This window comes from Geotoga petraea (assembly GCF_900102615.1).
GTDB lineage: Bacteria > Thermotogota > Thermotogae > Petrotogales > Petrotogaceae > Geotoga > Geotoga petraea.
In genome coordinates this window covers 167,957-180,769 of sequence record NZ_FMYV01000002.1, presented here as the reverse complement: position 1 = coordinate 180,769, position 12,813 = coordinate 167,957, and the positions used below count along the sequence as shown (strand labels likewise).

Genomic DNA, 12,813 nt, shown 5'->3' with positions numbered 1-12,813 from the left:
GCGATTTCTATGAAATTTAAATTTTCTTTACAAAAAGTTCAAGATTTAAGAGAAAAATTAGAAGAAAATGCAAAAGAAGAATTGGGTAAAAAAATACAACAAAGATTGATAGAAGAAAATAGGTTAGAAGAGATCAACAATGAGATAAAAGAATACAATAAACTCTTTGACTTATATCTTAAATCCCAAATATCATCAGCTAAGATTCAAGAGATGATAAGATACCGACAATCTTTGAACAATAAGAGAGATTTACAAGTTAGAATTTATCAAAAGTCTCTTTTAGAAGAAGACAAATCCAGAAACATTTATTTAGAGAAAAAAATGGATAAAGACATATTAAACAAACTAAAAATAAGAAAAAAAGAAGAATACGATATTGAACAGAAAAAAAATGATATCAAAGAATTGGATGAAATAGCACAAACTATGTATTTAAACAAAAATCAAGAGGGCTAATAAAGCCCTCTTGATTTTTAGAAATATAACTCATACTCTTGAGGAGTGGGTGCATTATAAACGTAGTTAGCTTCTTTCCTTTTTATTTTTATCCATTCTTCTATCAAAGATTCAGGGAATACCTTTTCTAAATATTTATGATCTTGTTTTAATCCATTTAAAACTGCATCTAAATCTAACGGAAATATCTTATCTTCCATATTATCTGTAGAATTGTAACCTCTTTCTTTGGGGTCTAATTTATTTAAAATCCCATCTACTCCAGCGAGCACCATTGCTGCAAAAGAATAATAGAAATTACTAGTTGCATCTCCTGTTCTATATTCAATTCTAACTGCATTTTTCTTCAAGTATCCAGGAACTCTAATTGCTGCAGATCTACTTCCTTTTGCGTAAGTTGCGCTAATTGGAGCTTCAAATCCTGGTACTAATCTTTTATATGAGTTTGTACTTGGATTTGTAAAGGCTAATAAAGATCCAGACAAAGCATGATCAAGTATTCCACAAATATAATTTAATCCAATATCGCTTAATCCATGTTCTTTGTCACCAACAAATAGGGATTTACCATCTTTTACTAAAAATTGGTGAACATGCATACCATTTCCTGGCATTTTGTAAATTGGCTTTGGCATAAAAGTAACATACAAATTCATCTCATTGGCAACTTGTTTGATCACCCATTTAGCGATACTTATATTGTCAGCAACTTCTTCGAGGTCCATAAAATTCACTTCAATTTCAAGTTGAGCTATACCAACCTCATGATGATGATATTTAATAGGTATACCCAAACCTTCTAATATACTTACTATTGTATTTCTATAGGTAAAATATTTTTCTTCTGGATAGAGTTTATGGTAACCAGAATCGTGCGGCATTCTGGGTAAGGATCCAAAAGACTCACCTATTCCTTCTGAGCTGTTCAAAGAATAATAAGAGTGATTATGCGCTGACGAATATCTAACTTCATCAAAAACATGAAATTCTAATTCAACAAGTAGTTTTGCAGTATCTGCAATGCCTAATTCATTTAAATATTTAACTGTGTTTTTGATAACATTTCTTGGATAATGTTCAAAAGATCTTTCGTTATCAAAAGGATCTACAACATCACAAAAAACATGAAGAATTTTAAACCCATCTTTTTCCTCAACAAAAGCTTTATTCATATCAGGTATAGCCACCATATCAGATTTGGTAACTTTAGCAAAACCTAAATTTGAAGCATCAAAACCTATACCTTCTTCAAAAATATTATCAGTAATATAACTTTTTGCTATGGATACATGTCTCATATTTCCTGATATATCAATCATCATCATGTCTAAAAAATCAACACTTGATAAATCTCCATCATACTTTTTTAAAATCATATAATCCCTCCTATTTCTCATTATATAGAAATTTTATCAAATATGAAATATTTTTCAAACTCAATTTAATATAGCTTATAGTTTTTCTAAAGCGATGAGATGGATATAATGAAATTATTTTCTTATTTTATTAAAAACAGATTTTAATAAAGTATATAAATTTAATATTTTTGTTTTTTTAATCTGTTAAAATATTAATACACAATAATAAGAAGGAAGGTACAAAATGACTAAAATATTTAACATTGATACTTTTAATATTGATCTAAAAATAATAAATGAAGCAGCAGAAGCGCTTAAAAATGATGAAACTGTGATATTTCCCACAGAAACTGTTTATGGATTAGGTGCAAATGGTTTGTCTGTAAATGCTGTAGAAAAAATATATCAGGCAAAAGGAAGACCATCAGACAATCCATTAATTTTACACATAGCAAAATTAGAAGATATTTTAAAATATACTTATTTTCCATATGAATTATTTGAAAAGGTTGAATCTCTTGTACCAGGGCCTATAACTTTTGTTTTGAAGAAAAAAAATGTAGTACCTGATATTGTTACTGCTGGTAGAGATACAGTCGCAATAAGAATACCTGCTCATCCAGTAGCAAATAAAATAATAGAATTTTCTGATTTACCCATAGCCGCTCCCAGTGCTAATTTATCTGGTAAACCTTCTCCGACCTATCCAGATCATGTTATAGAAGATATGGATGGAAGAGTAGATTACATCATTTCATCAGGAAAACTTGAGTTTGGTATAGAATCCACAATAATAAATTTGACAGAAAAAATTCCTACTTTATTAAGACCAGGGCCCATATCTCCAGAAAAAATTAAGGAAATATTTGGAGATATAAAGATACCTGATTTTGTTTATGGCAAAGCTGATGCTGATATTGCGATTGCACCAGGGATGAAATACCGTCATTATGCCCCAGAGAGTAATGTTGTAATATTTAATGATTTAGACATAAATATTGATAAATATAAGGAGAATTCAATTTTTTTAATTTTAAAATCGAATGAAAAATTGGCTAAATCAAAAAAATTGAATTATGATATAATATCAACCGATGAAAATCATTATGAATTTGCTATAAATCTTTTTTATATGTTAAGAAAATACGATAAAAAATATAAAAATATTATGGTCCAATCTATTGAAGATAAAGGTATTGGTATTGCTATAATGAACAGGCTAAGAAAAGCTGCTAATAAAAAAATATAACGGAGGAAGTGAGTATGTTTTTACTAATTGATGTAGGAAATACTAATATGGTTATAGGATTATATGAAAATAAAAGTGGCTTTGATAATCTAAAAACTATCAGACTTGGGACTCATGGGTTTGAAACTGAAGATGAATTGTTTTCTCATATATACAACTTATTAAAAATAAATGATATAAACATTGAAAGTATTGATTCAATATCAGTCGCTTCAGTTGTTCCATCTGTAAACTATATAATCAAAAAGATGGGAGAAAAGTACTTTAATTCAAAAACATATTTTGTTGATCACACTAAAAGGGTATTTAATATAGAATACAAAGCACAATATCCACATGAAATAGGTCCTGACAGAATAGCAAATGTTATTGCTGCAAGAAAGGAATATGGTGAAAATGTAATTGCGATTGATTTTGGAACCGCTATAACAGTAGACATAATACAAAACGGTGATTTTGTAGGTGGCTCAATAACTCCAGGCTTTAAAATATCTATGCAAGCTTTATTTTCTAATACAGCTAAACTTCCGCAAATAGAGTTAGATATACCTAATTACAATAAAGGTATTAATACAATAGATAATTTACAAATAGGTATTATAAAAACCACAATTTATGGCTTAGAAAAATTAATTGAAGAAATTCAAAATGAAGATCAAAATATTTACAAAATAATAACAACAGGTGGCATGGCTAAAAACTTAAAAGGGAAATCAAAATTGTTTAATAATTACGTTCCTGATCTTACTCTTAAGGGAATTTATTACTACATGATGAGTGAAAAAGGTGAACTAAAGTGAAATTTCTAATTGTAAATCCCTGGATTTATGATTCCGCCGCATATGATTTTTGGCTAAAACCTATGGGGTTGCTCTATATTTCTGCTATGTTGAAAAAGCAAGGCCATCAAGTTCAATTTATAGATAATTTAGATAGACATACTAAAGGTATAGAAAAATATAAAAAACCAAAAGACAAATATTATGGAACTGGAAAGTTCTACACAAAAACTGTTGAAAAACCAAAAATAATAAATTTTATTGACCGAAAATTCAAAAAATACGGTATGCCAGAAGAATTGTTTGAAGAAAAGTTAAAATCGATAGGTAGAATTGATGGAATAATAACTGGCATAACACTTACTTACTGGTATTATGGTGGGAAAAAAACTGTTGAAAAAATTAGAGAATTCTATCCCGATACACCTTTGTTTTTAGGGGGCATTTATGCTAACTTATATCCAGATCATTCTAGAAAAACATTCAATGATCTAAATACACATATTATAAACGGTAATGGTGTTCAATCGTTAAACCAAGTATTAAAATATTATAACACTGAAATGATAAATGATTATGATTGGTTTGAAGAAATATTGCTGGATTATTCTGAATATAAAAAAATATCTTATGCTGTTATATTATCTTCTATTGGTTGTCCTTACAAATGTACTTATTGTTCAACTCCAAATATGTGGAGGTTCAAATATAAATCCCTTGATAAAATAAGACAAGAACTCGGAATGATACTGAAAAACCACCCAAACATTAAAAACATAGTGTTTTTTGATGATGCTTTTCTATTAAGACCTGATCTTGAAGATATGCTTTTTATGTTAAAGGATTTCAATGTTAACTACCATCTACCAAATGGGATCCATGCTCATAGAATAAACCAAAAATTATCCGATCTTCTAAAAGAAGCCGGTTTTAAAATAATAAAACTTGGTTATGAGACTTCAAATCCAGATATGCAAAAGAAAACAGGAAATAAAGTTACTAATTTAGATTTAATGAACGCTGTTAAATGTTTTAAACAATCAGGATTTGATATGAAAAATATTGGTGCTTATATAATTTCTAATCTGCCTGGCCAAAAAATCAATGAATTATATGAAGCCATAGACTTTTGTTTGGATTTAGGTATAAATCCAAACATTAATGAATATACACCTATACCTGGTACCAAAGATTATTTAGAATTAATTGAAAAGAATATTTTACCTAAAAATACTGATCCTCTTTTGTTAAACAATACTTATATTCCCTATTGGTGGGAAAAAGGAATAAGTAAACAAGAACTTGAAAAAGTGAAGTTATATCTCAAACAAAAAAAGAAGGCGATTGAGAATGAGCGAATTTAAACAAGAACTAAACTTATTAATAGAAGAACTATCAAACATAGAAAAAAGCCTTGATGATGCCATTAAAAGTGATGATTTTATAAAGTACAACTCTATCATGGATTCAAGAATGAAAACTTTTAAAAAATTAGAAAACTTTTTTGATGATGAAAAAGTAAAAAATATATTAAAAGACATAATCAAAAAAGATGAAGAAAGAAAAAAAATTGTTGAAGAAAAAATCTCAAACTTAAAAAAAGATCAAATGAATTTACAAAAGGGTAAAAACGCGATTAAAAAAGGGTATTATAATGTTCAAGAAGGATTAAGAAGAAAAAAAATAGATAAAAGCGGATAAAAACAATTATCACCAATAAAGCATAATTATTACCAATTATGCTTTATTTTTTTATATATAAGAATTAATGAAGATTTGACTTTTATTTTTATTTTGACTATAATTATAGTCAGAGAGGTGAAATATGAATTTAGATGACATAAAATTTTATAGCATTGCCATAGCAAAAGCAAAATTTTCCGAAGTAATTGAAAAATCAAAAAAATCAGATATAATTATTACAAAAAATGGAAAACCTGAATCTATTATTGTTAACTACGAAAAGTATAACAATATTCTTAAGTTTATAGATGAAATAAAGGATTTATCTCTTTTAGAAATAGATGATCTTGAGGAATATAAAAATTTCAAAAAGTTTTTTAAAGATTTTGATTTATAACACTCGGAGGTGCTGAAAATGGGAGACGTTGTATTAACAAAAGTAAACAAGATTTATCCTAATGGATTTCACGCTGTTAAAGATGCTGAATTTACAATTGGAGACAAACAATTTGTAGTTTTGTTGGGTCCTTCTGGATGTGGTAAAACAACAACATTGAGAATGATTGCGGGGTTAGAAGATATTTCAAAAGGTACAATTAAAATCGATGGAAATGTTGTTAACGATGTAGAACCTAAAGATAGAGACATTGCTATGGTTTTTCAGAACTATGCTTTATATCCTCATATGTCAGTATATGATAACATGGCTTTTGGTTTAAAATTAAGAAAAATGGATAAATCCGTAATTGATAAAAGAGTTAAAAATGCTGCGAAAATTTTAGATATTGAACATTTATTAGAAAATAAACCAAAACAACTTTCAGGTGGTCAAAGGCAGAGGGTTGCAGTTGGTAGAGCTATTGTTAGAGACCCTAAAGTGTTTTTGTTTGATGAACCTTTATCTAACTTAGATGCTAAATTAAGAGTTCAAATGAGAGCTGAGCTTAAAAAACTTCATTTAAGATTAAATGCAACAATAGCATATGTTACTCACGATCAAGTTGAAGCTATGACAATGGCAGACAAGATTGTTATTTTAAAAGATGGTTGGGTACAACAAATCGGTACACCACACGAAGTTTATCATCAACCAAGAAATGTTTTTGTTGCCGGTTTTATTGGTACACCTGCTATGAATTTTATGACTGTAAAAGTTATAAGAGAAAACGGAATATGGTTAAAGCATGAAGGCATAAATCTTAAAGTACCTGAACAATACGAAAACCATTTTGAAGATTATATTGATAAAGAAGTTCTTTTTGGAATTAGGCCTGAAGATATATATGATAAAGCTTTCTATGAAGAAAAAGAAGGAAATCACGAAGGCAACGTTTTAAAAGCAAAAATAGAAGTTGTTGAACCTCTTGGCGCTGAAACTTTATTACATGCTGCGATATCAGATCAATCATTTACAGCAAAAGTTACCCCAAGAACAGAAGCGGAAGCAATGCAAGAAATGGAATTAGTTTTTGATATGAATGCAATGCATGCTTTCGATAAAGAAACTGAAGAAGCTATATTTTAGATTGAAATAAATAATAAACCCGGAATTCCCGGGTTTATTTTTAATTAATAATTATATTTTTTTTATTTTAATGATTTTGATATAATAATTACGTTATTTTTAAATAAAATTGTAAAGTATAAAAATGTTAAATTTGGTTTGGGGGGATTTTTAATGGTAATTAAGTTGGAGTTCAAGCCGGTTAATAACGAAATGGTTGATTTACCTGTTCATTATAACAGACCACTACAAGGGATGTTTTACAATTTAATGTCAGACGCTATTCCTGAATACCATGATGATGGGACTTTGATTGATAATAAGAAGCTTAAACTCTTCACATTTTCAAGGATTTACCCTTTGAGCTCTTTCAAGGTAGAGCATAAAAGAATGAAATTCTATGGTTCTTTTGTAGTCTATTTTGCATCACCTATGCAAGAGATTATCGATGCAATATTCAAATCTATTGAATCTGAAGAAGTATTTAGAGTTGAGAGAAACTATTTTACTTTGAAAAAGACTGAAATGGTTATCGAAACCACTAATGAAACCCTATTAGTTAAAACACTTTCTCCTATTACAACTTATTCTACTATAATTTTACCTAATGGAAATAGATACACGCACTACTTTTCGCCATACTCTACCGATTTTAAGAAGCTTGTAGAAGAAAATTTAAAAAGAAAAGCCAACGCCCTTGGAATAGAAACTAAAAGAAAATGTTTATCAATAGAACCTTATGGTATTACTGAAAAAAATGAAAAACTCCTTTTTTATAAAGGAATAATCATCAAAGGCTGGACAGGGTATTTTAAGTTAAAAGGAAACAAAGAACTAATATCATTGACTCTCAACTCAGGGTTAGGAGCCAAAAATGCACAAGGTTTTGGAATGGTAATTCCAGCTGATAAAGACAATTATACTACACAATTAAGCCAAGAAGAGAAATTTGCTTTTAGATAAAATAGTAGGGGGGTTATAATAATGGGGAAGAACGCGGTTTATGCTCAATCCGGTGGAGTAACAAGTGTTATAAATGCTTCTGCTTATGGTGTAGTTAGAAGTTCTTTTAAATCGTCAAGCATTGACAACATTTATGTTGCTATTAACGGAATTAACGGAATAATTGGTGAGAATTTAATTAACATGAAAAATTTACCAAATAAAGAAATTGAATTACTCAAATATACTCCTTCAAGTACTTTTGGTTCATGTAGAAGAAAAATTAAAGACGATAACGATCCAATTTTTACCACAATTTTTGAAATTTTTAAAAAGTATAATATAGGTTTTTTCTTTTATAACGGGGGTAATGATTCTATGGATACCGCAAATAAAATATCTAATTATGCTAAATCAATTAATTATGATTTAAAAGTTATTGGTATTCCCAAGACAGTAGATAATGATCTTCCTTATACGGATCATACTCCTGGTTTTGGTTCGTCTGCAAAATATTTAGCTACTTCCATTTTAGAAGGAAGCATAGATGTAAAAAGCATGTCTAAAGATTCAACTAAAGTATTTGTTCTTGAAACAATGGGAAGGCATGCAGGTTGGTTAGCTGCATCAACTGCTATGGCTAATATAAACAACAAATTTGGGCCACATATAATACTTCTTCCAGAAGTACCTTTTGATAAAGTAAAATTTTTCAATAAGATAAACGACTTTATAAATGATGATGGTTACTGCTCTATTGCTGTATCAGAAGGAATAAAATATCCTGACAATAATTTTGTTTCTGATTTAGGATACAAAGATAATTTTGGTAATAAACAATTAGGATACGCAGGAAAAGTTATATCTGATATGGTCCATAACGAATTGGGGCTTAAAGTTCATACTGCAATCCCAGACTATCTACAGAGGAGCGGAAGACATTTATCTTCTTTAACCGATGTAGAAGAAGCTATAAAAGCTGGAGAAAAAGCTGTAGAGTTTGCCACTAATGGAATAAGTGGTTATATGGTGATCTTTGAAAGAGTATCAAATAACCCATACAAGATAGACTTCAAGTTAGAAAAATTGAATAAAATTGCAAATGGTACTAAATACCTTCCAAAAGAATTTATTTCTGAAGATGGTTTATATGTAACTGAAAAGTTTTTAGAATATTGTAAACCTCTAATAGAAGGAGAATTCACACCTCCATATAAAAATGGAATTCCTGATTATTTAAAATTAAATATTTATCAATAAACTAAAACCAGCTCTTTAGCTGGTTTTAGTTTAAGTATTTATAAATAATTTCAATTAATTTTATCTCCAAATCTTTTATGTCATTCATGTCTTGTACTGAATTATTTATTAATATGGTAAAAATGTAAAAATTATTATTAGAACTTTCGAGAATTCCCGATATTGCAGAATCAGTGAACAATGTGCCGGTTTTTACCCATAAATTCGATTTATTATATCTATTATAAAAAACACCTTTTTCAAAAGAAGTTGTTAATAAATATTTTGTTTTTTCAAGTGAAACTTCATCCACGATTTTTAAGATAATTTTATTCATTATCGATGGGGTTACTAAATTATATGTAGATAGCCCTGTGCCATCAGTTATTATAAACTCTTTATTTATAAATTCTATTTTTTCATTGATTTTGTTTATTATGTCTTTATATGAATAATTCATTCCCATATCCCATTCGTTTAGTAAATATCTGAATAAATGTTCTGATATGAAATTATCACTTTCTCTATTCATAAATTCTAAAATACTTTCCAATTTTTCAGAACTGTTAGTAAAAAAGGGATTGTAATTTTCTGGGACTTTATCTTCATATATTTCGCCTTGAAAATTTATTCCTAAATCATTTAGTAGATATACTGTTAAATACTTTATTCTATCTTTTTGACTTTCGTATGTTGTTTCTTTTGATATGGCATTGTTATTAGTCCAGATATTTAATGGAAGGATTTGTGGTTGTGGGTCGTTCCATATCCAACCCTCTCCATATCCAACTTTTTTAAAATAAGTAAAGTCAAATATTAGGTCACCATATATAGTATCAACACCACTTAATTTAAGCTTGTTAAGAAAGCTTTTATACTCTTCAACAGTTAAAAAAGGATCTCCTTTCCCTTGTATATATACATTAGAATTTAGCTGACTTTTTGGAGTTTCTTCTAAATAGATATAAGTATAAAAATTCTTATCCAAACCAAATTCATCTATTGACAGATATGTGGTTATCAATTTTGTTAAAGAAGCTGGACGAAAATATTTTTCAGAATTTATAGATACAACATCATTTCCTTTAATATCATCTATATCAATGCCAATAAAATAATTATTTTTTTCAATAATTTCTTCTAATCTATTCAAAAGATCTTCATTAGCTAACACATTAGTAATATCTGTTGATTCATTTTTGGGCTTGTAATTATAGTAGAATTCTCCTGTAGCAGAAAAAATAAGAATAGATAAAATTAAAGATATTAAGATAAAAACTTTTATTTTCATGTTATATCTCCTTATAAGTGAAAATATAAGATTTTATTTTTCCATTTAATATGTCTATTTTTGAATAGGCCTTCATGTCAAAATATTTTTCAAAATCTTTTAAACTAGTTATCACGGTAAGTCCCCAACCAGAAAATTCTTTTTTTAAGTATCGCATCTGATTAACCAATTTAATAGCTTGTTTATTATCTTCTAACCTGACTCCATATGGTGGATTGGTAATTATAACTCCCTTTTCATCAAAATCATTTTTTACTTTTTCCATACTTGATTTATAAAAGGATATGTTCAAATTTAAACCTATGTTATCATAATTTTTTCTTGATGTTTCTATCATATCGTCTTCTTTATCTGTTCCTATTATTTTCGGATTATTAAATATCTTATTTTCTTCATTAATTTTATTGTTTTCAATTATTTCCTTGAACTTTTTCATCTTCTCAAAGTCATATTCTCTTAAGAACCCAGCTGGTATACCTGCAGCAATTAATCCTGCTTCTAAAGGAATTGTTCCACTTCCACAAAAAGGATCTATTAACGGAGATTTTTTATTCCAGCCAGAGTTTATTATAAGCGCAGAAGCTATATGTTCTTTTAAAGGGGCTTTGGAAATAAACTTTCTATAATTTCTCTTGTGTAAAGGATCCCCAGATAAGTCCATTGCAACAACTGCTTTTATACCAAAGATAAAGACTCTTAATTTGTATGTATTTTTACTCTCCATCATAAAATCTATTTTATACTCATCCATCATACTTTTATAGACAGCTTTTTGGGTTAGAGATTGAAAGGTTTTTTGTGATTTATGATATTTACTGTTCAATATGACTTTATCGATAATAACCCTGTCTTTAATATCAAAATATTCATTCCACCTAATTCTGTATATATTTTCAAAATAATCATCTAATTTTTTAAACTTAAACTCTTTCATAATTAAATAAATTCTTTCTGCCGTTCTGATCTTTTTAACATCTTTTACTTTCTCTTCTTCTACATTGAAATAAACCATTCCATTTTTAACATCTTTAATTTTGAAGTTCAATTCTTTCAATTCTTGTTTTAATATTTTTTCTAAACCCAGTGAAGTGTTTGCTAATAGTAACATTTCATAACTCCCTTGTATTAGTCAAAGAACTTTTTATTAATTTACTGTAATTATTAACTACTTTTTTGTAATCTTTATCTTTCAACATTATCCCCATTCCTTTAGTAACTGAAGTAATAAACTCAAATATATATATAGGTTCTATATCATTCCTAATATCTCCATCATCTTGGAATTCTTTAATTTTATTCATTATCAAATGTCCAAAATGTTTATAATAAAAATTATTAATGAATTCTGTATATTCTTTATGTGCCATAAGATCTTCTATGCGATATTGTTCTATCCATGCTTTAGCGTCAAAATTAATATTTTCCAAATCATTTAGAGCATCTGATAAAGATTTGTATTTATTTAATAACTCTTTAAAAGGAGGAATAATATCCTCAAGAGTAGAGCTTATAACTGCTTTTATAAAACCATCTTTATTTATAAATATTTTATAAACTGTAGCTTTACTAAGTGATGTTGAAGAAATCACTTTATCAAAACTAAAATTTGATATACCTTTTTCTAACATTTCTGCTTTTGCAATATCTAATAATATTTCAATTTTCTTTTCAGTACTTTTTTTAATTTTTATAAAAAACACCTCATTTATCATCGTATATATTTTTATATATTTTATATTATATTTTACACTGCATTATATTACTATTATTGTTTCATAAATTTATTTATTTTTAGTAAATCATAATATACTATATCTTGCATATTTATATTTATATTGTTCATATACATATTTTTTGTAATATACCCTCTTTGTATTTTAGCCATAGAAACGCTTTTAAAAACTAAATAATGTATTTGTTCATTTTAAAATGACAATCACCACACAAAGGATTTTGAAAGGAGGCCTCTGAACCCTTTATATAATCACCTTTCTAAAGCTTTATTTCAAAATATTTTTAATATATGTCGGAAAACTTAGGTTTTCCGACAATAATTATGCTCTTTTGTCAATAAAATCAAGATCAATAAAAATTTATTTTTAATAAATTAATTTCATCTCAAAAAATATTATACCATTTTGATATTACACACATAATAAAAAATTTGATATTAAAAATTAAAAAGACTTTATAATATAGTGTATAAATATTTATATATTATACATAAAATTATAGCTATATATAAATGTGATATTATATATAGCTATATATTAATAATAAAATAATATTATTATATAGATATACAATAT

The 12,813-nt window shown here is 27.5% G+C and carries 13 protein-coding genes; 9 read left to right on the top strand and 4 right to left on the bottom strand.

Annotation, left to right across the window (positions count from 1 at the left end; genetic code table 11):
* Positions 1-9: 9 nt before the first annotated feature.
* Positions 10-459 (top strand): flagellar export protein FliJ, encoded by a 450-nt coding sequence (gene fliJ / locus BLS00_RS03175; RefSeq protein ID WP_091402752.1) that lies wholly within the window; start codon positions 10-12, stop codon positions 457-459.
* A 17-nt stretch (positions 460-476) separates the two neighbouring features.
* Here the strand turns inward: fliJ and BLS00_RS03170 are convergent, their stop codons facing one another.
* Positions 477-1,835: a glutamine synthetase family protein gene (locus BLS00_RS03170; RefSeq protein WP_091402751.1), complete on the bottom strand. Its 1,359-nt coding sequence runs from the start codon at positions 1,833-1,835 to the stop codon at positions 477-479.
* Between the two features lie 226 nt (positions 1,836-2,061).
* Here BLS00_RS03170 and BLS00_RS03165 point away from each other — a divergent pair, with 226 nt between their 5' ends.
* From BLS00_RS03165 to BLS00_RS03130, 8 genes are all read left to right on the top strand, one after another.
* Positions 2,062-3,066, top strand: coding sequence for an L-threonylcarbamoyladenylate synthase (locus BLS00_RS03165; protein WP_091402749.1), 1,005 nt, complete (start codon positions 2,062-2,064; stop codon positions 3,064-3,066).
* A 14-nt stretch (positions 3,067-3,080) separates the two neighbouring features.
* The gene (locus BLS00_RS03160; RefSeq protein WP_091402748.1) at positions 3,081-3,866 is read left to right on the top strand and encodes a type III pantothenate kinase; all 786 of its coding nucleotides are present in this window, start codon (positions 3,081-3,083) and stop codon (positions 3,864-3,866) included.
* Positions 3,863-5,209 carry a B12-binding domain-containing radical SAM protein gene (locus tag BLS00_RS03155; RefSeq protein WP_091402746.1) on the top strand — a complete coding sequence of 449 codons (1,347 nt, stop codon included), beginning with the start codon at positions 3,863-3,865 and terminating at the stop codon, positions 5,207-5,209. Before BLS00_RS03160 ends, BLS00_RS03155 begins: the two co-directional genes overlap by 4 nt.
* Positions 5,196-5,546, top strand: coding sequence for a hypothetical protein (locus tag BLS00_RS03150; protein ID WP_091402745.1), 351 nt, complete (start codon positions 5,196-5,198; stop codon positions 5,544-5,546). The genes BLS00_RS03155 and BLS00_RS03150 overlap by 14 nt, the downstream gene beginning before the upstream one ends.
* 124 nt (positions 5,547-5,670) lie before the next feature.
* Positions 5,671-5,925: a type II toxin-antitoxin system Phd/YefM family antitoxin gene (locus BLS00_RS03145; protein ID WP_091402743.1), complete on the top strand. Its 255-nt coding sequence runs from the start codon at positions 5,671-5,673 to the stop codon at positions 5,923-5,925.
* Between the two features lie 18 nt (positions 5,926-5,943).
* Positions 5,944-7,053: an ABC transporter ATP-binding protein gene (locus BLS00_RS03140; RefSeq protein ID WP_091402742.1), complete on the top strand. Its 1,110-nt coding sequence runs from the start codon at positions 5,944-5,946 to the stop codon at positions 7,051-7,053.
* Positions 7,054-7,206: 153 nt separating this feature from the next.
* Complete coding sequence (gene cas6 / locus BLS00_RS03135; RefSeq protein ID WP_091402740.1) at positions 7,207-7,995, top strand: CRISPR-associated endoribonuclease Cas6; 789 nt, start codon at positions 7,207-7,209, stop codon at positions 7,993-7,995.
* A gap of 21 nt (positions 7,996-8,016) precedes the next feature.
* Complete coding sequence (locus tag BLS00_RS03130; RefSeq protein WP_091402739.1) at positions 8,017-9,234, top strand: 6-phosphofructokinase; 1,218 nt, start codon at positions 8,017-8,019, stop codon at positions 9,232-9,234.
* 25 nt (positions 9,235-9,259) lie between these two features.
* Here the strand turns inward: BLS00_RS03130 and BLS00_RS03125 are convergent, their stop codons facing one another.
* From BLS00_RS03125 to BLS00_RS03115, 3 genes are read right to left on the bottom strand one after another with little or no spacing between them, the layout of a single operon-like run.
* Positions 9,260-10,504 carry a D-alanyl-D-alanine carboxypeptidase gene (locus tag BLS00_RS03125; protein ID WP_091402737.1) on the bottom strand — a complete coding sequence of 415 codons (1,245 nt, stop codon included), beginning with the start codon at positions 10,502-10,504 and terminating at the stop codon, positions 9,260-9,262.
* A 1-nt stretch (position 10,505) separates the two neighbouring features.
* Complete coding sequence (locus tag BLS00_RS03120; protein WP_091402736.1) at positions 10,506-11,612, bottom strand: THUMP domain-containing class I SAM-dependent RNA methyltransferase; 1,107 nt, start codon at positions 11,610-11,612, stop codon at positions 10,506-10,508.
* 1 nt (position 11,613) lies between these two features.
* On the bottom strand, positions 11,614-12,204 hold the full coding sequence (locus BLS00_RS03115; RefSeq protein WP_167848960.1) for a TetR/AcrR family transcriptional regulator: 591 nt from the start codon (positions 12,202-12,204) through the stop codon (positions 11,614-11,616).
* Between the last annotated feature and the right edge of the window lie 609 nt (positions 12,205-12,813).

Coding starts and splice junctions, on each gene's coding strand:
- BLS00_RS03120 (WP_091402736.1), bottom strand. CDS start 11,612: ATGTTACTATTAGCAAACACTTCACTGGGTTTAGAAAAAATATTAAAA.
- BLS00_RS03145 (WP_091402743.1), top strand. CDS start 5,671: ATGAATTTAGATGACATAAAATTTTATAGCATTGCCATAGCAAAAGCA.
- BLS00_RS03170 (WP_091402751.1), bottom strand. CDS start 1,835: ATGATTTTAAAAAAGTATGATGGAGATTTATCAAGTGTTGATTTTTTA.
- BLS00_RS03125 (WP_091402737.1), bottom strand. CDS start 10,504: ATGAAAATAAAAGTTTTTATCTTAATATCTTTAATTTTATCTATTCTT.
- BLS00_RS03130 (WP_091402739.1), top strand. CDS start 8,017: ATGGGGAAGAACGCGGTTTATGCTCAATCCGGTGGAGTAACAAGTGTT.
- BLS00_RS03150 (WP_091402745.1), top strand. CDS start 5,196: ATGAGCGAATTTAAACAAGAACTAAACTTATTAATAGAAGAACTATCA.
- cas6 (WP_091402740.1), top strand. CDS start 7,207: ATGGTAATTAAGTTGGAGTTCAAGCCGGTTAATAACGAAATGGTTGAT.
- BLS00_RS03140 (WP_091402742.1), top strand. CDS start 5,944: ATGGGAGACGTTGTATTAACAAAAGTAAACAAGATTTATCCTAATGGA.
- fliJ (WP_091402752.1), top strand. CDS start 10: ATGAAATTTAAATTTTCTTTACAAAAAGTTCAAGATTTAAGAGAAAAA.
- BLS00_RS03160 (WP_091402748.1), top strand. CDS start 3,081: ATGTTTTTACTAATTGATGTAGGAAATACTAATATGGTTATAGGATTA.
- BLS00_RS03165 (WP_091402749.1), top strand. CDS start 2,062: ATGACTAAAATATTTAACATTGATACTTTTAATATTGATCTAAAAATA.